Annotated in this window: 16 protein-coding genes and 1 pseudogene; 8 read left to right on the top strand and 9 right to left on the bottom strand. The window is 64.8% G+C overall.

The genetic code is table 11. From position 1 onward, the window contains the following. Positions 1-10 precede the first annotated feature (10 nt). Both ACM9LZ_RS12910 and ACM9LZ_RS12905 read right to left on the bottom strand, forming a co-directional pair. Positions 11-1,012: an NADPH:quinone oxidoreductase family protein gene (locus tag ACM9LZ_RS12910; protein ID WP_416619883.1), complete on the bottom strand. Its 1,002-nt coding sequence runs from the start codon at positions 1,010-1,012 to the stop codon at positions 11-13. Next, a complete protein-coding gene (locus ACM9LZ_RS12905; protein WP_416619882.1) occupies positions 1,009-1,800 on the bottom strand; it encodes a tyrosine-protein phosphatase in 792 nt (263 codons plus the stop codon). Before ACM9LZ_RS12905 ends, ACM9LZ_RS12910 begins: the two co-directional genes overlap by 4 nt. 52 nt (positions 1,801-1,852) lie before the next feature. Here ACM9LZ_RS12905 and ACM9LZ_RS12900 point away from each other — a divergent pair, with 52 nt between their 5' ends. Further along, entirely contained in the window at positions 1,853-2,722 is an 870-nt protein-coding gene (locus ACM9LZ_RS12900) for an acyl-CoA thioesterase (RefSeq protein WP_416619881.1), read from the top strand. A gap of 164 nt (positions 2,723-2,886) precedes the next feature. Here ACM9LZ_RS12900 and ACM9LZ_RS12895 read toward each other — a convergent pair. Together ACM9LZ_RS12895 and ACM9LZ_RS12890 are read right to left on the bottom strand one after the other, a co-directional pair. After that, a pseudogene (locus ACM9LZ_RS12895) lies at positions 2,887-3,360 on the bottom strand (MaoC family dehydratase). Positions 3,361-3,586: 226 nt separating this feature from the next. Next, complete coding sequence (locus ACM9LZ_RS12890; RefSeq protein WP_416619880.1) at positions 3,587-4,957, bottom strand: TetR/AcrR family transcriptional regulator; 1,371 nt, start codon at positions 4,955-4,957, stop codon at positions 3,587-3,589. Positions 4,958-5,087: 130 nt separating this feature from the next. Here ACM9LZ_RS12890 and ACM9LZ_RS12885 point away from each other — a divergent pair, with 130 nt between their 5' ends. From ACM9LZ_RS12885 to ACM9LZ_RS12875, 3 genes are read left to right on the top strand one after another with little or no spacing between them, the layout of a single operon-like run. Then, positions 5,088-6,161, top strand: coding sequence for a phosphotransferase family protein (locus ACM9LZ_RS12885; RefSeq protein ID WP_416619879.1), 1,074 nt, complete (start codon positions 5,088-5,090; stop codon positions 6,159-6,161). Positions 6,162-6,185: 24 nt separating this feature from the next. Then, positions 6,186-6,950, top strand: a complete 765-nt coding sequence (locus tag ACM9LZ_RS12880; RefSeq protein ID WP_416619878.1) for an SDR family NAD(P)-dependent oxidoreductase — start codon at positions 6,186-6,188, stop codon at positions 6,948-6,950. Positions 6,951-6,986: 36 nt separating this feature from the next. Further along, positions 6,987-7,751, top strand: coding sequence for an SDR family NAD(P)-dependent oxidoreductase (locus ACM9LZ_RS12875; RefSeq protein ID WP_416619877.1), 765 nt, complete (start codon positions 6,987-6,989; stop codon positions 7,749-7,751). Between the two features lie 62 nt (positions 7,752-7,813). Here the strand turns inward: ACM9LZ_RS12875 and ACM9LZ_RS12870 are convergent, their stop codons facing one another. Continuing rightward, positions 7,814-9,568, bottom strand: a complete 1,755-nt coding sequence (locus ACM9LZ_RS12870) for a class I adenylate-forming enzyme family protein (protein ID WP_416619876.1) — start codon at positions 9,566-9,568, stop codon at positions 7,814-7,816. A gap of 191 nt (positions 9,569-9,759) precedes the next feature. Here ACM9LZ_RS12870 and ACM9LZ_RS12865 point away from each other — a divergent pair, with 191 nt between their 5' ends. The 4 genes from ACM9LZ_RS12865 to ACM9LZ_RS12850 are packed head-to-tail and all read left to right on the top strand — an operon-like array spanning position 9,760 to position 14,534. Beyond that, positions 9,760-11,811, top strand: a complete 2,052-nt coding sequence (locus ACM9LZ_RS12865; protein ID WP_416619875.1) for a 3-hydroxyacyl-CoA dehydrogenase NAD-binding domain-containing protein — start codon at positions 9,760-9,762, stop codon at positions 11,809-11,811. Beyond that, on the top strand, positions 11,804-12,211 hold the full coding sequence (locus ACM9LZ_RS12860; RefSeq protein ID WP_416619874.1) for a VOC family protein: 408 nt from the start codon (positions 11,804-11,806) through the stop codon (positions 12,209-12,211). Before ACM9LZ_RS12865 ends, ACM9LZ_RS12860 begins: the two co-directional genes overlap by 8 nt. Further along, the gene (locus ACM9LZ_RS12855) at positions 12,211-13,395 is read left to right on the top strand and encodes an acyl-CoA dehydrogenase family protein (RefSeq protein ID WP_416619873.1); all 1,185 of its coding nucleotides are present in this window, start codon (positions 12,211-12,213) and stop codon (positions 13,393-13,395) included. Before ACM9LZ_RS12860 ends, ACM9LZ_RS12855 begins: the two co-directional genes overlap by 1 nt. 2 nt (positions 13,396-13,397) lie before the next feature. After that, positions 13,398-14,534 carry an acyl-CoA dehydrogenase family protein gene (locus ACM9LZ_RS12850; RefSeq protein WP_416619872.1) on the top strand — a complete coding sequence of 379 codons (1,137 nt, stop codon included), beginning with the start codon at positions 13,398-13,400 and terminating at the stop codon, positions 14,532-14,534. Positions 14,535-14,609: 75 nt separating this feature from the next. Here the strand turns inward: ACM9LZ_RS12850 and ACM9LZ_RS12845 are convergent, their stop codons facing one another. From ACM9LZ_RS12845 to ACM9LZ_RS12830, 4 genes are read right to left on the bottom strand one after another with little or no spacing between them, the layout of a single operon-like run. Beyond that, on the bottom strand, positions 14,610-15,689 hold the full coding sequence (locus ACM9LZ_RS12845; protein ID WP_416619871.1) for an acyl-CoA dehydrogenase family protein: 1,080 nt from the start codon (positions 15,687-15,689) through the stop codon (positions 14,610-14,612). Between the two features lie 3 nt (positions 15,690-15,692). Then, a complete protein-coding gene (locus ACM9LZ_RS12840) occupies positions 15,693-16,889 on the bottom strand; it encodes an acyl-CoA dehydrogenase family protein (RefSeq protein WP_416619870.1) in 1,197 nt (398 codons plus the stop codon). 17 nt (positions 16,890-16,906) lie between these two features. Next, entirely contained in the window at positions 16,907-18,112 is a 1,206-nt protein-coding gene (locus ACM9LZ_RS12835; protein WP_416619869.1) for a thiolase family protein, read from the bottom strand. 30 nt (positions 18,113-18,142) lie between these two features. Next, positions 18,143-19,408: an acyl-CoA dehydrogenase family protein gene (locus tag ACM9LZ_RS12830; RefSeq protein ID WP_416619868.1), complete on the bottom strand. Its 1,266-nt coding sequence runs from the start codon at positions 19,406-19,408 to the stop codon at positions 18,143-18,145. Positions 19,409-19,478: the final 70 nt, after the last annotated feature.

Raw genomic sequence — 19,478 nt, 5'->3', positions numbered from 1 at the left:
TTGTATCCGGTCACGCCACCTCGACGACAACCTTGCCCACTGCCCGACGGTCAGCCAGCCAGCTTATGGCCTCGCCAGCCTCTGCCAAAGGCCAGGTCCGGTCGATGCGCGGGTTGATTTTGCCGTCCTGCCACCAGCGGAAAAGCTGGGCCACATGCGCCCGGTTGCGGTCGGGGAAGCGCGCGGCGAAGCCGCCCCAGAACACGCCCCGCACGTCGCAGCTTTTCAGCAGGGTCAGGTTCAGCGGCAGATGCGGGATGCCGGCGGGAAATCCCACCACCAGATAGCGCCCTTCCCAGGCGATGGCGCGCAAGGCCGGATCACAGTAATCGCCCCCGACGGGATCATAGATGACATGGGCGCCGTCGGGCCCGACAGCATCCTTGAAGGCCTGCGCCAATTGCTTCGATGCCGCCTTGTCGAACGGGGCCCTGCCATAGATCAGGGTCTCGTCGGCCCCCGCGTCCCGCGCCGCCTGCGCCTTTTCAGGCGAGGAGATTGCAGCCACGACACGCGCGCCCAGCGCCTTGCCGATCTCCACCGCAGCCAGACCGACTCCACCGGCAGCGCCCAGCACCAGCAGGGTTTCGCCCTTCTGCAACGCCCCGCGATCCGCCAGCGCATGGATGGTCGTGCCATAGGTCATCAGCAGCGCGGCACCCTGCACCGGGTCACGGTCCGGCGGCAGGGCAAAGGCCTTGGCCGCGGGCAGCAGCATATATTCGGCAAGGCCGCCATAGCCGGTCACCGCGATCACCCGGTCACCGGGCGTCCAGCCCTCCACCCCCTCGCCGACGCCCGCGACCTCACCACAGATCTCACTGCCGGGCGCAAAGGGCCGCTCGGGCTTGAGCTGGTACTTGTCCTCGATGATCAGCACATCGGGATAGTTGATGGCGCAGGCCAGGACCCGTACCAGCAATTCACCCTTGCCGGGCACCGGTACCGGCCGGTCGGCCAGCACCAGGCTGTCCGGCCCACCCACCGTCTTTGACAGCAACGCCTTCATCATTCCCTCCCCTTTTCCATTGGTTCCAGAAGCTGGGCGCGCAGGCGCGCGATCAGCGGTTCGTCGATGCCGATGCCGGCCAGATAGGCATTCATCGAGCCATATTCCCGGTCGATGGCATCCAGTGCCGCGACGAGATATTCCGGCCGCGCCTCCGTCATCACCGCCAGAGCGTCGGCCGGATACTGTTCCCGGAAGCGGGCTACGGACGGGTCCCGGGCCATGCTGCGCACCATCGCGCCTTCCAGCCGGCGCGCGTGGGACGAGGCGGCGTAGTCGATCAGGATGGCTGAGCGGTCACAGTCCAGCGCCGACAGCAGCAGGGCCACCGCCATGCCGGTGCGGTCCTTGCCGGCCGAGCAATGAATGATGCAGGGAAAGGCCCCGTCGGCGATGCGCCGCAAAATCTCACCAAAGACATGTCCCATGGTGCGCGGCAGCTCAGCGTAGAAATCCAGCATCAGCGTCTGCGCCCCCACCATAGTCGCGGGATAGTCAGCAGCCATATCCACCAGACGGCGCTTGTGCCCCGGCCGGAAGACATGGGTCTCCACGCCGACGCCGGTCCAGCATGTCGGATCGGCCTCCCGCTCCCGCCGGGACCGCAGATCGAAGATCGCGCGCAAGCACAGACCATCCAGGATCGAAAGATCATCTTCGTTCAGAAGAGACAGCCTGTCGGACCTGAATATCTTACCAAAGCCAACAACTGAAGAACCATTACAAATAATCCCGCCAATATCTCTGAAATTGACAGCTCCAATGATTTTTTTAATATCTCTGTTTGACATTGCACTTATCCATTAAATATTTTCACATCATCACATGAACTGGACAGGTACCATGATGCAAAATGAATGGGGGACCCGTGTCCGGTCGTTGGTCGAGCCGGCTCCAATCGCGACAGACACCTATCAGGGGACGCATTTCGAAGGATTCGCGAGCCGGATCTTCGGCGGGCAGACCATCGCCCAGGCGCTGATGGCCGCCAGTCTGGCGGAGGATCAGGGCAAGCTGGCCCACAGCCTGCACGCCTGTTTCCTGCGGGCGGGCGATCCCGGCAAGCCAGTGCATTATCAGGTCACCGATCTTGTCGCGGGACGCAGCTTCGCCAACCGGCAGGTGATTGCCCGGCAGGAGGGGCAGCCCATCCTGGTCATGCTGGCCGGCTTCCATCGGGGGGAGAGCGGTCGCAGCCATCAGATTGCCATGCGTACCATGATGGTCCCGGAACAGGCCGTTGAACGGTTGGCCGCCTGGCGCGCCACCGCCGATGAACGCGGCCGCCTGTTGACGGAACGGCTGGACGGGCGACCGATGGCGATCGTGCCCATCGATCCAGACGCGCTGTTCGGTGCGCAACCGCAGCCGCCGCAATCGGCCTGGTGGATGCGCATGCGCCATCCTGTCGGTGCCGACGGGGCCCTGCAGCGCGGGTTGCTGGCCTATGCGTCCGACATCATGCTGCTGCGCAATGCCATGCTGCCCCATGGCGTGCGCCCCTTCACACCCGGTGTGCAAAGCGCCAGCCTGGACCACGCCATCTGGTTCCACGACACGCCGGATATGGATGACTGGCTGCTGTTTGAAACCGACAGTCCCTGGGCGGGTGGTGCGCGCGGCCTGAGCCGGGGGCATTTCTTCACAACCGCCGGAAGGCTGGTAGCAACCGTCACCCAGGAAAGCCTGATGCGGATGCCGGGGCGGACCTGATACCGTCGCCTTGAAAGATTGACCGATAGTCAATCTTTCAAGCCCTTCAATCGCCAGCGCCCACATCCGTGGGCTTCGGCTACGCCGCACGAGCGGCGCGGTGCCAGTCGGCACCGAACCGACGGCCAAACATTTTAACCGTCGGTATGACCCCGTCCGGCGGCTCATGCCTGCGGACCTGAGGCCAGCACCATCCGGCTGAGCCAGCGCGCGCACAGCACAGGCCGGTCGGCACCTTTGGCGATCATTTCGACATCCAGCGCCTGCTGCCACTCCCCCGGTCGCTTCTCCGCCAGTTCCGTCACGGTGAACAGGGCGCGCACCAGGCTGCCCGCCCGGACCGGCGTGATGAAGCGGATGCGGTCAAAGCCGTAATTGATGGCCATGGTCAGCGCCGGGATCACGGGCCGGTGGGATGTGGCATGCAGTTGTGGCAGCAGCGACAGCAGCAGAAAGCCATGGGCGATGGTGCCGCCGAACGGGGTTTACGATGCCCGCGCCGGATCGACATGGATGAATTGATGATCGCCGGTAACGGCGGCAAAGGCATCGATCAAGGACTGATCGACCCGCAACCAGCCTGACCCGTAGTGTAAATTTGCCAGTGCGGCGATGCCGGCCCCTTCCGGATTGCACATACCCAGCCCCCCTGATGTTTTCCGCATCATAGGGGGCAATTTCAGGCAATCTCAACCGATTTTATGATTATAAAAATTTATCAAATAAAATCAATAATATAAAAAATTCTATATCTTCAAACAAGCAAGTTTGACATCCCGGAACCGTTGAAGGCCGGCATGGGACCGCAACGCCCCGGCAGGCACCGGGACCCGACAATTCCAGCCATGTCTCAAGCCCCAGCCCCTATTCCCGCCAGCCCAGCCAGCGGCTGCGCGATCCATCGGCCGCTGGCGCCCCGGCACCCTGCCCCTCGCCGTCCAGGCGCATAACCGGACCGATCCCCGGATCGAACAGGCCGCCCAGCACGGTCGAGGCATAGATGCCGATCGCATCGCGGCGGTTCAGGCGCGAAGCCCATTTGCGCAGGTCAAAGGCGGAGTTCAGCGTGGCGATAATCATCTGACTGGCGATCATGGGATCGACCACCCTGATGCTGCCCTCCATGGCGCCTTCGATCAGGCACCCGGCGAAGCGCACCGCCGTGCGGTTCGAGCGATCGACCACTTCCGCCCGCAGATTGAACGGCAGGGCCTGCAGCGCCGAGGTGCGGGTCAGGGGCCATTGCGCGTCGAACTGGATATCCAGCAGGGTGGCGATCACCGACGACAGGCGCTGCCACTCATCCCCGCCCTGCTCGTTGGCGGCACCCTGGATCTGGGCGACACGGCGGTAGGAGCGGCGGAAGCACTCCAGCACCAGATCATCCTTGGCATCCAGATGGTGATAGAAGCTGCCCTTGGTGACCTTCAATTCCTCGACAATGCGCAGAACCGAGGCACCGCGATAACCGATCTCGTTGATCAGCCGGGTGGCGACGCGCATGAAATTCTCCGTCCCCCCCTCTGCCGCCAATGCCTCCTCCGTCGGGGTGGCATCGGCCAGCAGCACCGGTGTCCAGGCCGCCGTGTCCAGGGCGATCCCCCGGTCCAGAATGTCGAACAGCCGCCGCGACACCCGCGCGAATTCATCCAGCGGATAATGGCTGATCCAGATCGGCAGCCAGAAGATCGTCTCCAGCAGGATATGGGCCCGCGCCGTCGTCACATCCTTGACCACCCCCGCCTCCGGCCCCTCGAAAAAGGCGCGGACATCGCGGAATACCTCCTGGAAGCGACGTTCCAGCGGCAGACGGATATTGTCCTCCAGCGTACGCAGGTCGGACAGGCTGGCCAGCGGACGCGCCTTGCCAAGGATGACATCGGACCGCAGCGCGACATTCAAATCGATGAAGCGGCGCACCCGTGACCTGGGGTCAGGCTCAGCCCCCGCCGCGCGCACCATGGCGTGCAGCCGGTCCATCGTGCGCTCGAACACCGCCGCCGCCAGCAGCTCCTTGCGCCGGAAATAATAGGTGATGCTGGTCGTGTTCAGATCGACCGCGCGCGCCACCTCCAGCAGGGTCGTGCCCTTGGCCCCCTGGCTGTTCATGAAATCGGTGGCCGCGCTGAGGATCTCCTCCCGCTTCTGCTCGAACTTGTGCCGGCTGCGCGGCTTGCGCGCGACGGGCGGCTCCATGCTGTCCTGCTGTTCCATCCGCCTCTTATGCCCAACCATGGCAAGCCGTCCAACAATTAAGAGGATTCAAACGAGTGGTGCGCTAATTAGAATTTTGGGTATGGCATTTTTCGTTGATATTTATAGAGTTTGAAACATAAGGTATCGACAAAACCAAGGGAGGGGCCAGGTGACCACCACCGGCGAACAACAAAGGCAGCCGGACAGGGTGCCCGCGGACATGGATGGTGAAGAGCAGCGGGCTCGACTCGGAACCTGGCTGCAACAGCATGTCGCGGGCTTCGGCACATTGCGGGAAATGGCGAAATTCGCCGGCGGCCAGTCCAATCCCACCTATCGCCTATCCGATGGCGAGGGGGAATATGTGCTGCGACGCAAGCCTTTCGGCACCATCCTGCCATCGGCCCATGCCGTGGATCGGGAATATCGCCTGATCGCCGCCCTGCATCCGACCGGCTTTCCCGTCGCGCGTCCGTTTGCCCTTTGCGAGGATGCGGACGTGATCGGCGCGCCGTTCTATGTCATGGAATGCGTGAATGGCCGCACCTTCTGGGACGCCACCCTGCCCGATGCGGCACGGGAGGAACGACGGGCGATCTATCACGCCACTGTCGACGCGCTGGCCGACCTGCACATGATCCAGCCCGACCGGGTGGGCCTGGGCGATTATGGGGCGGCCGGCAATTACTTCGAACGACAGGTCGGGCGCTGGACCAAACAGTATCGGGCCGCCCAGACCGACGACATCCCTGCGGTGGAACGGCTGATCGAGTGGCTGCCCCGCACCCGGCCCGCGCAGGAGCGGACTGCCATCATCCATGGCGATTATCGCATCGACAATCTGATCTTCGCCAAGGATGCGCCCCGCGTGCTGGCCGTCCTGGACTGGGAATTGTCAACCCTGGGCGACCCGCTGGCCGATTTCGCCTATCTGGCGATGAATTGGGCCATGCCGCGCGGCGACCGGCTGGCCCAGTTAGGCGGGGTCGATCTGGCCGCCCTGGCCATTCCCGGCCTGGATGAGTTGACGGAGCGGTACTGCACCCGCACCGGGCGGAGCTCGATGCCGGACCTCAACTGGTACTTCGCCTATGGGCTGTTCCGCCTGGTCGGGATCGTCCAAGGCATCAGGAAGCGGGTCATTGATGGCAATGCCTCCAATGCAGAGGCGGAGAAGACGGCCGCCCGCGTGCGCCCGCTGGCCGAACAGGCCTGGCGCTTCGCCGAACAGGCCGGCGCCTGAATAACCAACGGGAAGGAAATCCACATGTCATTGTTCGATCTGGGCGGCAAGACCGCCATCATCACGGGTTCCTCGCGCGGCATCGGCCGCGCCATCGCCGAGGAACTGGCTGCACAGGGCGCCAAGGTGGTGATCTCCAGCCGCAAGCAGGATGCCTGTGAAGAGGTGGCGGCGGCGATCAATGCCCGCCACGGTGCGGGCACCGCCATTGCGCTGGCCGCCAGCATCTCGTCCAAATCGGCGCTGGAGGAGATGTTCGTCAGCGCGCGTGAACAGCTTGGCCCCATCGACATCCTGGTCTGCAATGCGGCCAGCAATCCCTATTACGGGTCGATGGACGGCATTTCGGACGAACAGTTCCGGAAGATCCTGGACAATAACGTCCTGGCCAACCATTGGCTGATCCAGTTGGCCCTGCCCGACATGCGCGCAAAGAAGGATGGGGCGATTGTCGTCATCTCCTCCATCGGCGGGCTGAAGGGATCGGACACGATCGGCGGCTACAACATCTCCAAGGCCGCGGATTTCCAGCTGGTGCGCAATTACGCGGTGGAGAATGGCAAGCATAATATCCGCGTCAACGCCATCGCCCCCGGCGTGGTGAAGACCGATTTCGCCCGCGCCCTGTGGGAGGATCAGCGTGTGCATGACGCCACCGCCAGCCGCACGCCGATGCGCCGTCTTGGTGAACCGCGCGACATTGCCGGGGCGGCCGTGTTCCTGTCATCGCCGGCCGCCACATGGATGACCGGGCAGATGGTGATCGTCGATGGCGGGGTGACGATATGAGCGGCCAACTGGACGGCAAGGTCGCCATCGTCACCGGTGCCGCATCCGGCATCGGCCCTGCGTTTCGCTCGCGCCGGGGCGAAGATCGTCGCCTTCGACCGCGCTGACGCCGTGAATGATACCGCGCAGGCCATCCGCACTGAGGGGGGCGAAGCGCTGGCGGTGACGGGGGATGCCGGGTCGGAACCCGACATGCTGGCCCTGCTGGACCGGGCCGAGGGCGCGTTCGGCCGCCTGGACATTTTCCATGCCAATGCCGGCATCACCGGCGGGGCCGCTGGCGGCTTCTTCGACGCCACGCCCGATATCTGGCTGGAGACATTGCGCGTGAACCTGATCGGCCCATTCCTGGCCGTCAAACACGCCGCACCACGCATCGCCCGGACCGGCGGAGGTGCCATTCTTTGCACCGCGTCGGTGGCCGGACTGCGTTCCGGTGCAGGACCGGCGCATTATTCCGCCTCCAAGGCCGGCGTCATCAATCTGGTGCAGACCGCCGCCCAGCAGCTGGCGGGAACCGGCGTGCGGATCAATGCCGTCTGCCCCGGCCTGATCGAAACGGGCATGACCAAGCCCGCCTATGACCGCGCGCGTGCCAGTGGCAAGCTCGACAGGATCGGCCAGTTGAACCCGCTGCTGCGCGGCGGCGAGGCCGGGGAGGTGGCCGAGGCCGCCCTATTCCTGGTGTCCGATGCCGCCAGCTATATCCATGGCCAGGCCATCGCCGTCGATGGCGGCTTGTCGACATCGCACCCCACGGTCAGGCGGCCCGGCGAGAACCGCACTGGGGTCGTCTGGTAACGCATACCGCTGCCGCGCCAGTCGGCGCGGACACCAGCGGTCATTATGCATGACCGCTGGTGTCACTCCGGATCGAACAGCGCGCGCAGCTGCTTTTTCAATATCTTGCCATTGGCATTGCGTGGCAGCGGATCGGCGGCGAAACGGACCTGCACCGGCACCTTAAACGGGGCCAGGCGGGTCCGTACCCAATCCAGGATCTGGACCTCGTCCGCCTCATGGCCGGGCCCCAGATGCACGATGGCAGCCGGTACTTCCCCCAGGGTGCGGTGGGGCACCCCGACCACGGCAGCATCGGTGACGGCGGGATGGGCGAACAGGGCGTTCTCCACCTCGATGCAATAGATATTCTCGCCGCCACGGATGACGATATCCTTGGCCCGGTCCACGATATAGCAGAAGCCCTCATCATCGATGCGGGCCAGATCGCCGGTACGCACCCAGCCATCAATGAAGGTGGCCTGCGTCGCCTGCGGATCGCGCCAATAGCCCTTGGCGATCTGGGGTCCGAAGGCCCACAATTCCCCCACCTCCCCCACCGGCATCTCCATCTGGCCGTCGGGGGCCATGATGCGTATCTCCGACACCGGCAGGGGCGGGCCGCAGCTGTCGGGCCGGTTGACATAGTCCTCCGCCGCATGGGTGGTGACCGTGGCCGAGGTTTCGGTCATGCCCCAGCCGCTGCTGGGCTGGGCGCGCAGATCGCTGTCGATCAGCCGCACCAGTTCCGGTGCCGCCGGCGCCCCGCCATAGGCCATGGATTCGATGGAGGACAGGTCGTATCGGTGCCGGTCGGGATGTTCCAGCAATTGCCAGGCGATGGTCGGCACGCCGCCGGCCACCGACACTTTCTCCCGCTCGATCAGGCGCATGGCCTCCACCGCGTCCCATTTGCGCATCATCACCATCTTCCCGCCGGTCATCAGCATGCTCATCATCGAGGCGTTGCAGGCCGTGACATGGAACAGCGGAATGACAGTCAGGGAGATGCGCGGCCGCGATGGCGGCGGCGTCTCCCCGCGGCGCAGGCTGGACCGGTGGGAGCTGAAAGCATTGGCCAGGCAGCAGGTCAGCGTGCTGCGATGCGTGCCCAGCGCCCCCTTGGGCAGGCCGCTGGTGCCGCTGGTATAGAAGATTGTCGCCTCATCGTCGGGCACCATGGGCACATCTGGCAGATCCCTGTCCGGCAGCAGCGCATAATCGCGCGCCGGCCCGATCAACCCGTCCAGCGCCTCCGCCCCCGCCAGGGGCGCAGACGGCCGTGCCACCCAGACGGTACGAAGGTCCGCAAGCTGGCCACGCAAGGGTTCCACGACACGAAACCGCTGTTCATCGCAGATCAGCAGACAGGCACCGGAATTTTCCAGCCCGTAGCGCAGTTCCTCCCCCTGCCACCAGGCGTTCAGCGGCACGGCAATCGCGCCGATGCTGGTGATGGCGAAGAAGGCGACGGGCCATTCCGGCAGGTTGCGCATGGCAATCGCCACCTGGTCTCCGCGTCCCACCCCGGCCGCCAGCAGCCGCGCCGCCAGCGCCGCCACCGCCCGGAACCAGGCGCCATAGCGGATGCGCTCCTCCTCATAAATGATGAACTCATTATCCGCGAACAGGCTGGCCGCCCGCCGTGCCATGGCGGCCAATGTCGGCGGCTGGTTCTTCCAGGTGCGCATGGGCACGCCCCGCACCTGGATTGTTTCCATCTCAAACAGCATGCCCGGCGCGCACAGACGTTCGGTCGCCGCACGCAGCGACATTGCGGGCCAGGGGCGCGGAGCCTCCCGCTCCGGGCCCGACTGGCCAAAATCCTTCGCATCCATTTATTTTCTTACTTCTGGTTTGTTTTTTGAAGGTCGGCGATGGGAAGCGTATGGCAATTTTTTACGGTTTTCAATCGGATTGTTAGAATTAACTTGATCTCCAATTCCTATTTCTGAAAATAGGGTATGTAAATGGTCGACGACGCGCGCAGGCGCTGTCCGCCGTCCGAACAAAGAGGATGGGAGAGAAAATGGCGCCCGTATCGACAAGGCTTGATGGGAATATCCTGGTCGTGACGGCCGACAATCCACCGGTCAACGCGCTGTCCGCCGCCGTGCGTGGCGGTCTGGCCGATGCCATCGCCCAGGCGCGGGCGGATGCCGGCATCAAGGCGGTGGTGATCCGCGCCGCCGGACGTACCTTCTTCGCCGGTGCCGACATCACCGAATTCGGCAAGCCGCCGGTGGAACCGGGCCTGCCGGAAGTGATCGACCTGATCGAACAATGCGGCAAACCGGTCGTTGCTGCCATCCACGGTACGGCGCTGGGCGGCGGGCTGGAGGTGGCGCTGGGGTGCCACTACCGCATCGCGACCGCAACCGCTTCCATGGGCCTGCCGGAAGTGAAGCTTGGCATCCTGCCCGGAGCCGGTGGCACACAGCGGCTGCCCCGCGTCATCGGTGTGGCCGACGCCTTGCCCATGATCGTCACCGGCGCCCCCATCCCGGCTGGCAAGGCCTTGGCCAAGGGTCTGGTCGATCGACTGACGGAAGACGCCAGTTTGGAAGCCGATGCTATTGCCTTCGCGAACGAGGTGGCAGGCTGCACGGACTATCCAATATCCAGCCGCCGCAGTGACAAGACCGCAGCGACGCCCGCCGGCGTCTTTGAAGATTACCGCGCCGCCAATGCCGCGCGATTGCGCGGCCAGGATGCGCCGCAGGCCTGCATCGAAGCGGTGGAAGCGGCCGTGTCCCTGCCCTTTGCGGAGGGCGCAGCGAAGGAGCGGACCCTGTTCTTGAAGCTGGTTGCGGGGGCCCAGTCCAAGGCCCTGCGCCATGTCTTTTTTGCCGAGCGGGCTGCCGCGAAGATCGATGGCCTGCCGCCGGACCTGAAGCCCCTGGCCATTGCCAAGGTCGGGATCATCGGTGCCGGCACCATGGGCGGCGGCATCGCCATGAATTTCCTGTCCGCCGGTATTCCGGTGGTGATGCTGGAACGTGACCAGCCTGCCCTGGACCGGGGCGTTTCCATCATCCGGAAAAACTATGACGCCACCGCCGCCAAGGGGCGGATGAGTGCTGGGCAGGTAGGCACCGCCATGGGCTTGCTGACCACCAGCCTGGACTATGCCGCCCTTGCCGATTGCGACCTGATCATCGAGGCGGTGTTCGAGACCATGGAGATCAAGCGGGAGGTCTTCGCCCGGCTGGACAAGGTGGCGCGCCCCGGCGCCATCCTGGCCACCAATACCTCCTATCTGAATGTCGATGAGATCGCGGCGGCGACGTCACGGCCCGACTGGGTCATCGGCCTGCATTTCTTCTCCCCCGCCAATGTGATGAAGCTGCTGGAAGTGGTGCGGGGAGCAAAGACGTCACCGCTCGTGCTGGCAACCGGCATGGCGCTCGCCCGCAGGATCGGCAAGATCGCGGTGATGTCCGGCGTCTGCCATGGCTTCATCGGCAACCGCATCCTGGCCGCCCGCACGCGCGAGGCCAATGCCCTGCTGATGGAAGGCGCGCGCCCCGCCGATATCGACCGGGTGCTGACCACATTCGGTCTGCCCATGGGACCGTTCCAGATGGCCGATCTGGCGGGCCTGGACCTGGGCTGGGACCCGGCGAAATCATCGGGCTCCACCATCCGCGAGGTGCTGTGCGAACGCGGCCGGCGCGGACAGAAGACGGGCAAGGGCTTCTATGATTATGACGAAAAGCGCAACCGCACCGCCTCGGCAGAGGTCGATGCCATCATCGCCGAGTTCGCCGCCCGGTCGGGCAAGGAACAGCGGGTGATCGACGATCAGGAAATCCGCGAGCGCCTGCTCTATCCGATGGTCAATGAGGGGGCGTTGATCCTGGAGGAAGGGATCGCGCAGCGCGCATCGGATATCGATATCGTCTGGCTGAACGGCTATGGCTGGCCGGCCTGGCGGGGCGGGCCGATGTTCTGGGCCGACAATATCGGCCTGGATGTGGTCCTGAAGGGGCTGGAAAAGCATGCGCCCCACCTGACCGATTTCCGCCTCTCCGGGCTGTTGCGCGACAAGGCCGCAGCGGGAGGGCGTTTCAATGGTTGATCCACGCACCATCGCCCGGACCAGCCTGGGCTTCTTCAAGCTGGTGGTGCCGGATGCCGAAACGTCGGAGCGGTTCTATGCCGGGACCTTCGGCATGGTGCGGCGCTGGCAGGTGGAGGGGCCGACCTTCCGGGAGATCATGCTGGCCTCGCAGGACAGCGACTTCACCCTGGTCCTGTTCCAATGGCGCGATGGCCGCGCGCTGGAACAGGGCACCGCCCACGGGCCAGTCGGATTCCGCACGCCTGATCTCGACACGCTGCTGCAAGCTGCGCTCGACCATGGTGCCCGATTGAAGCATGGGCCGATCGAAGGCAGCGGCATGAAGGCCGCCTTCCTGATCAGCCCCGACGGGCATGAGATCGAGCTTTTGCAGCGCGTGCAGGCGGAGGCAGCGTGATGTCAGATGATCCGACCGCGTTCCGCGCCGAAACACGCGCCTGGCTGATCGCCAATTGCCCGCCGGAGATGCGCCAGCCGGTGCGGACGGAAGCCGATATCTGCTGGGGCGGGCGCAAGGCAACATTCACCTGCGACGCCCAGAAACAATGGCTGGATGTCATGGGCGCCCGGGGCTGGACCGTACCTGACTGGCCGCGCGCCTATGGCGGCGGTGGCCTTTCCCCGGCGCAGGCGAAAATCCTGCGTCAGGAGATGGCCGGGCTGGGCTGCCGCAACCCGCTGCAATCCTTCGGCATTTCCATGCTGGGCCCGGCCCTGCTTAGATATGGCAGCGAGGACCAGAAGCTGGAGCATCTGCCCCGGATCGCGCGGGGTGAGATCCGCTGGTGCCAGGGCTATTCGGAACCCAATGCCGGGTCCGACCTGGCCAGCCTGGCCACCCGCGCCGAAGATCTGGGCGACCATTTCCTGATCAATGGCCAGAAGGTCTGGACCAGCTATGCCGACAAGGCCGACTGGATCTTCTGTCTGGTCCGCACCGACACGGGTGCCAAGCAGGCCGGCATCTCCTTCCTGCTGTTCGATATGCAGTCCGCGGGGGTGACGACCCGGCCCATTCTGCTGATCTCCGGCTATTCCCCCTTCTGCGAGACCTTCTTCGACAATGTGAAGGTACCCAAGGCCAATCTGGTCGGGCAGCTGAACCGGGGCTGGGACGTCGCCAAGTATCTGCTGGGCCATGAGCGGGAGATGATTTCCGGCATGGGCTCGCGCGGCGGGGAAATCTCCCTGTCGAAGATCGCGCTGGCCGCCCTGGGGGCCGAGGCCGATGGCCGTCTGGCCGATCCCATCCTGCGCGCCCGCATCGCGCAGTTCGACCTGCGGGCTGAGGCGTTCCGCGCCGCGTCCGAACGGTTCATGGATGAGCTGAAGGAAGGCAAGGCCCATCCGGCCCAGCCATCGATGATGAAATATGTCGGCACGGAACTGAACAAGCAGCGCCATGAACTGGCCATGGCGGCCGGCGGATCGCCGTCCCTGGAATGGGAGAGCGACGCCTCCCGCCACGGAGCCGCCGCCCGCGCCTGGCTGCGCACCAAGGCCAATTCGATCGAAGGCGGCACGTCGGAGATCCAGCTCAACATCATCGCCAAGCGCATCCTGGCGCTTCCGGGAGCCTGACAATGCCCCTTTATCTGAGCGACGAGCAGGTGATGCTCGCCGATACCGCGCGCCCGTTCCTGGCCAATCTGGCCCCGGTCGGCCACATGCGCCGGTTGCGCGACAGTGCCGACCCGGCAGGGTATTCCCCCACCTTGTGGAAGCAATTCGCGGAAATGGGCTTCACCGGCATCCTGGCCGATGAAGCCGATGGCGGTCTTGGCCTGGGCCATGTCGAGGCCGGCATCGTGCTGGAGGAAATCGGCCGCAACCTCACGCCTTCGCCCTTCCTGTCGAGCGCCGTGGGCGCCGTCACGGCCCTGAAGGGTGCAACAGCGGAACAGCGCGCCCGCTTTCTGCCCGGCATCCTGGCCGGCGACAGCGTGGCGGCCATCGCCATTGATGAGAGGGCACGTCATAAACCGCAACATATCGCCCTGCGCGCCACCCGCTCCGGCAACGGCTTCCGGCTGGACGGCACCAAGAATTTCGTCCCCTTCGCCCATGTCGCCGACCTGCTGATCATCGCCACGCGCACGAGCGGTAATGATGACGACACGGACGGCATCACCCTGTTCGCGCTGGAGCGGGAACAGGCCGGGATGGCGATGGAGGTGGCGCGGCTTGCCGATGCCAGTTTCGCCTCCCGCCTCAGCTTCCAAGGTGTCCAGGTCGGTGGCGATGCGGTGATCGGCACCGTGGAGGGTGGCCGTCCGCTGCTGGACGCGACACTGTCCGCCTTGCGTACCGGCACTGCCTCGGAAATGCTGGGCGTGGCCGGCGGGGCCACGGACATGACCATGGCTTACCTGCGCGACCGCATGCAGTTCGGGCAGGTCATCGGCAGTTTCCAGGCCCTGCAGCACCGCGCCGCCCATCTCTATTGCGAGTTGGAACTGGCGCGGGCCGCGACCTTGAAGGCGCAGCAATTGCTGGATGAGGGGGCAGACGGCACCGATCGTGCCGCCTGCGTAGCCAAAGGCATGGCCGGCATGGCCAGCCTGCTTGCCGTACAGGAAGGTGTGCAGATGCATGGCGGCATCGGCATGACCGACGAATATGATGTCGGCTTCTTCATGAAGCGCCAGCGTGTGCTGGCCGAACTTTATGGCGACACCGATTTCCACGCCGACCGCATCGCGCGGATGACGGGATATTGAGCGGACCGGTCTCCGAATGAATGGCCCCTCATCATCCCGGCGGCAACCGGGGTGATGAGGGGCCAATGATTGCCCTCAGGCCGCAGCGCTCTCACGCCCCAGCGCGATGAACCGTTCCAGGTGATGATCCTCGTCACCCAGTTGATGGCCGATCATCACCAGCCGCTTGGCATAGTGCGACAGGGGCAGTTCCCAGGTCATGCCGATGCCGCCATGTAGCTGGATGGCCTCCTCTGCCGCCAGGGTGCCGACGCGCCCGATCGTGTATTTGGCGGCGGAGACCGCCTTCTCACGGGTGATCCGCCCCTCCTGGAAGCGCGCTGCGGCATTGATGGCGGCCGAGCGGGCCTGTTCGATCTCCAGCGCAAGGGTGGCCATGCGGTGCTGAAGCGCCTGGAACTTGCCGATGGCGATGCCGAACTGCTTGCGGGTGCGCAGATATTCCAGCGTCTGGTCCTTGACCACATCCATGATGGACACGGCTTCCCAGCACAGCCCCACCAGAGCCACTGCATTCACCGCCTCGATAATCGGCGCTGCCTGACCCGCCTCGCCCAGCAAGGTCGCCGGAACCCCGTCGAGGCGCAGTTCGCCAGCGGCCCCGCCATCGACCAGCGGATAGGATTGGATGGAAAGCCCGCTCGCCCCCTTGTCCACCAGGAACAGGGATGGTCCCTGCGCCGTGGTCGCCGCCACAACGATGTGATCGGCGCTGGCCGCAAAGGGCACAACGGCCTGACTGCCGGACAGCGACCAGCCATCGCCAGCGACAACTGCCCGCAGCGTGGCGGCCTCCAGGGCAGCGGACAGGATCACCTCTCCCGCGATCACCCGTTCAAGCAGGTCGGCCCGTCCCGTGGCGGCCAGGACGCGACCAGCCATCAGCGTACCCAGGAACGGCCCCACCGCCAGTGCCCGCCCCACCTCACCGAACACCACCCCGACATCGAAAGGCGATCCGGCATAGCCGCCGCTTTCCTCGTCAAACAGAGCGCCGATGACACCCAGATCGGCCAGTTGCCGCCAGAGGTCGCGCGACCAGCCCTCGCTTGAGGCGATCACCTGCTCACGGGTTTTCCAGTCGAAATTCCCGGCCAGGAAGCGGCCGAGAGAGTTGACCAGCATCTGCCGGTCTTCGCCCAGTGAGAAATCCATGGCTCACAGCTCCAGAATGGCTTTGCTGATGATTTCGCGCTGCACCTCGTTGGAGCCGCCGAAGATCGAAAGCTTGCGATAGTTGAAATATTGCGACGCGGTCGGGGCGGCGAAATCGGGCCCCACCGGCTGGCCGTTGAACCCTTCCTCCAGTGCCTCACTGACATAGGCCTGGGCATGCACGCCGGCCGCCCGGCGCATCAGGTCGGTGACCTGCTGACGGATCTCCGTACCCCGGATCTTCAGCATGGAGCTTTCCGCCGTCGGCGCATGGCCGGCACCGGCCGCCGCCAGGACGCGCAGATTTGTGGTCTTCATGTTCTCCAGCTCGATCTCCAGCCGCGCCAGGCGGATGGCGAACTGCGGATCATCGGCCAGCTTCCTGCCATTCTTCATCTGCGTGGCCGCCACCTCCTTCAGTCGCTCAAACGCGGCCATGGAGGCGCCGACCCCGGCGATGTTGGTGCGCTCATAGGTCAGCAGGTACTTGGCATAGGTCCAGCCCTTGTCCTGCTCGCCCACCAGATTGGCCACCGGCACGCGGACATCGGTGAAGAAGACCTCATTCACCTCGTAATCGCCGTCCAGCAGCTTGATCGGCCGCACCTCGATCCCCGGCGTCTTCATGTCGATCAGCAGGAAGGAGATGCCCTCCTGCTTGCGCCCGGTATTGGACGTGCGGACCAGACAGAAGATCATGTCGGCATATTGGCCCAGGGTCGTCCAGGTCTTCTGCCCGTTGACGATATAATGGTCGCCGTCGCGCACGGCGCTGGTCTTCAGGCTAGCCAGATCGGACCCCGCCCCCGGTTCCGAATAGCCCTGGCACCACCAGTCGGTGCCGTCCAGGATACGCGGCAGCCAGTATTTCTTCTGCGCCTCGGACCCGTACTTGATCAGCACCGGGGCCAGCATCGACAGGCCGAAGGGCACGATGCGCGGTGCATGGGCCAGTGCAATCTCCGTCTCGAAGATGAAGCGCTGCATGACGTTCCAGCCGGTGCCGCCCCATTCAACCGGCCAGTGATTGGCCAGCCAGCCGCGCCCGTTGAGGATGGCATGCCATTCCTCCATATCGGCCTTGGACAGGCGTTGCCCCTTGCACACCTTGTCGGACAGGCGCGCAGGCAGTTTCTCCTGGAGGAAGGCCCGCACCTCGGCGCGGAAGGCCTCGTCCTCGCTGGTAAAGCTCAGATCCATATCGATAGTCCCCAGGATCAAATGATCTCGAACAGGCCGGCAGCACCCATGCCGCCCGCCACACACATCGACACAACGACATAGCGAACGCCACGGCGCCGTCCCTCGATCAGGGCGTGGCCGACCAGACGGCTGCCGGTCATGCCGAACGGATGGCCGATAGCGATGGCCCCGCCATTGACGTTCAGCCTTTCCGGATCGATGCCCAGCTTGTCACGGCAATAGAGCGCCTGACTGGCAAAGGCCTCGTTGACCTCCCAAAGGCCGATATCCTCCACCTTCAGGCGGGCGCGGGCCAGCAGTTTGGGAATGGCGAAGACCGGGCCGATGCCCATTTCGTCGGGGCCGCAGCCCGCCGTCTGGAATCCCCGGAACACGCCCAGGATGGGTCGTCCCTCGGCTTCCGCCGTGGCCCGGTCCATCAGGATCTGCGCCGACGCCCCGTCGGAAAGCTGGCTGGCATTGCCGGCTGTCACATGCCTTCCTTCCTTGACCTTGATGCCGTCCTTCCAGACAGGCTTCAGCGCTGACAGCCCCTCATAGGTCGTGTCGGCGCGCACGCCCTCGTCATTGGAAAGGGTGACCGTCTCGCGACCAGCCTCGGTCCCATCCTTGTTCCAATTGATCTTCTCTGCCGTCAGCGGCACAGTTTCGGTATCGAAACGGCCTTCGGCAATGCCGGCGGCAGCGCGGCGCTGGCTTTCGGCAGCGAAACGATCCTGATATTCCCGTGACACGCCATAGCGGTCGGCCACGATTTCCGCCGTCTCAATCATCGCCATATAGGCGTCGGGTTCGGCTTCCAGCACGGTTTGCGACCGCCAATCGGGCTTCACCAGGCCTGGCCGCATGGTGAAGGAGACGGACTCCCCACCGCCGGCCAGGGCCACGTCAATGTCGTCGCACATGATCGACCGGGCCGCCAGGGCAACCGTCGTCAGGCCCGACGCGCATTTGCGGTCCAGCGTGAAGCCGGCAACCGATTGCGGCAGCTTGCCCGCAAAGACCGACAGGCGGCCAATGTTGAAGAATTGCTGCCCATACTGGTTGCCGGTGCCATAGAAGATGTCGTCGATACGGGCGGGGTCGATGCCGGCCCGTTCGATGGCGGCATTCATCACATGGGCGGCCAGCACAGCCGGTTCGGTATTGTTGAACGCCCCCCGATTGGCCCGGCCGATTGGCGTGCGGGCGGTGGAGACGATGACGGCTTCACGGCTCATTCTGTTTCCATCCCTTTCTGGCGATCAAGATCAGTGCGCCGCTGCGGGCCGCACTTTCAGATCGGCATATTTGCTGAATTCACTGCGGGCGATGGCGCGGGCATGCACCTCGTCCGGGCCATCGGCAAAGCGCAGGGTGCGGATGCCGGCCCAGGCATGGGCCAGGAAGAAATCCTGCGATACACCGCCGCCGCCATGCGCCTGGATGGCATCATCCAGGATGCGCAGCGCCATGGTCGGTGCCTGCACCTTGATCATGGCGATCTCGGTCTGCGCCGCCTTGTTGCCCGCCTTGTCCATCATGTCGGCGGCCTTCAGGCAAAGCAGGCGGCTCATTTCGATATCGATGCGGGCCTGGGCGACGCGCATCTCCCAGACACTGTGATCGGAAATGCGCTTGCCGAAGGCGACACGGCTGGTCAGCCGGCGCGCCATGGCGGCCAGCGCCTCCTCCGCCACACCGATGGTGCGCATGCAATGATGGATGCGTCCGGGTCCCAGGCGGCCCTGCGCGATCTCGAACCCCCGCCCCTCGCCCAGCAGCATGTTGGAGGCCGGCACCCGGACATTGTCGAGCGAGACCTCGCCATGGCCATGCGGGGAATGATCATAGCCGAACACGGTCAGCATGCGCTCGATCCGCACGCCGGGCGCGTCCAGCGGCACCAGGATCATGCTCTGGCTGCCATGGCGCGAGCCTTCCGGGTCCGACTTGCCCATGACGATGGCCACCTGGCAGCGCGGATCGCCCACGCCCGACGACCACCATTTGCGGCCATTGATCACATAATTATCACCGTCGCGCAGGATCGAACATTCAATGTTGGTCGCGTCGGACGAGGCGACCGTCGGCTCCGTCATCAGGAAGGCCGAGCGGATGTCGCCCGCCATCAGCGGCGCCAGCCAGCGATCCTTCTGTGCCCGCGTGCCATAGCGCAGCTGCACCTCCATATTGCCCGTATCGGGGGCGGAGCAGTTAAAGACCTCGCTGGCCCAGTTGACCCGGCCCATCTCCTCCGCACACAGCGCATACTCAAGGTTCGAAAGCTGCTCACCCTCGAAGGCGAAGCTGTCATCGACATGGGCGCGGCCCGATCGCGGCGGCATGAACAGGTTCCACAGGCCGGCGGCACGCGCCCTGGGCTTCAGCGCCTCTATGACCGGAACCACCTGCCAGCGCTCCGCGCCATGGGCCTGCGCCTCATATTCCGCTGCCCGGGGCCGGATTTCCGCTTCGATGAAATCACGCACCCGGTCGCGGAAATGCCGCTGCCTCTCGCTCAGCTCGAAATCCACGATCCCGCCTCCCGATCTTGTCTGTTGGGCGCCGCACGCGGGCGCCATCCCCTTGTGGCGCCGGCCCGCC

The organism is Niveispirillum fermenti, assembly GCF_048066175.1.
Lineage (GTDB): Bacteria > Pseudomonadota > Alphaproteobacteria > Azospirillales > Azospirillaceae > Niveispirillum > Niveispirillum fermenti.
This window is presented reverse-complemented; position numbering and strand designations above follow the sequence as displayed.

Bases quoted from the DNA above. Each gene is read 5' to 3' on its own strand.
- ACM9LZ_RS12910 (WP_416619883.1), bottom strand. From the start codon at position 1,012: ATGATGAAGGCGTTGCTGTCAAAGACGGTGGGTGGGCCGGACAGCCTG.
- ACM9LZ_RS12905 (WP_416619882.1), bottom strand. From the start codon at position 1,800: ATGTCAAACAGAGATATTAAAAAAATCATTGGAGCTGTCAATTTCAGA.
- ACM9LZ_RS12900 (WP_416619881.1), top strand. From the start codon at position 1,853: ATGATGCAAAATGAATGGGGGACCCGTGTCCGGTCGTTGGTCGAGCCG.
- ACM9LZ_RS12890 (WP_416619880.1), bottom strand. From the start codon at position 4,957: ATGGTTGGGCATAAGAGGCGGATGGAACAGCAGGACAGCATGGAGCCG.
- ACM9LZ_RS12880 (WP_416619878.1), top strand. From the start codon at position 6,186: ATGTCATTGTTCGATCTGGGCGGCAAGACCGCCATCATCACGGGTTCC.
- ACM9LZ_RS12870 (WP_416619876.1), bottom strand. From the start codon at position 9,568: ATGGATGCGAAGGATTTTGGCCAGTCGGGCCCGGAGCGGGAGGCTCCG.
- ACM9LZ_RS12865 (WP_416619875.1), top strand. From the start codon at position 9,760: ATGGCGCCCGTATCGACAAGGCTTGATGGGAATATCCTGGTCGTGACG.
- ACM9LZ_RS12860 (WP_416619874.1), top strand. From the start codon at position 11,804: ATGGTTGATCCACGCACCATCGCCCGGACCAGCCTGGGCTTCTTCAAG.
- ACM9LZ_RS12855 (WP_416619873.1), top strand. From the start codon at position 12,211: ATGTCAGATGATCCGACCGCGTTCCGCGCCGAAACACGCGCCTGGCTG.
- ACM9LZ_RS12850 (WP_416619872.1), top strand. From the start codon at position 13,398: ATGCCCCTTTATCTGAGCGACGAGCAGGTGATGCTCGCCGATACCGCG.
- ACM9LZ_RS12845 (WP_416619871.1), bottom strand. From the start codon at position 15,689: ATGGATTTCTCACTGGGCGAAGACCGGCAGATGCTGGTCAACTCTCTC.
- ACM9LZ_RS12840 (WP_416619870.1), bottom strand. From the start codon at position 16,889: ATGGATCTGAGCTTTACCAGCGAGGACGAGGCCTTCCGCGCCGAGGTG.
- ACM9LZ_RS12835 (WP_416619869.1), bottom strand. From the start codon at position 18,112: ATGAGCCGTGAAGCCGTCATCGTCTCCACCGCCCGCACGCCAATCGGC.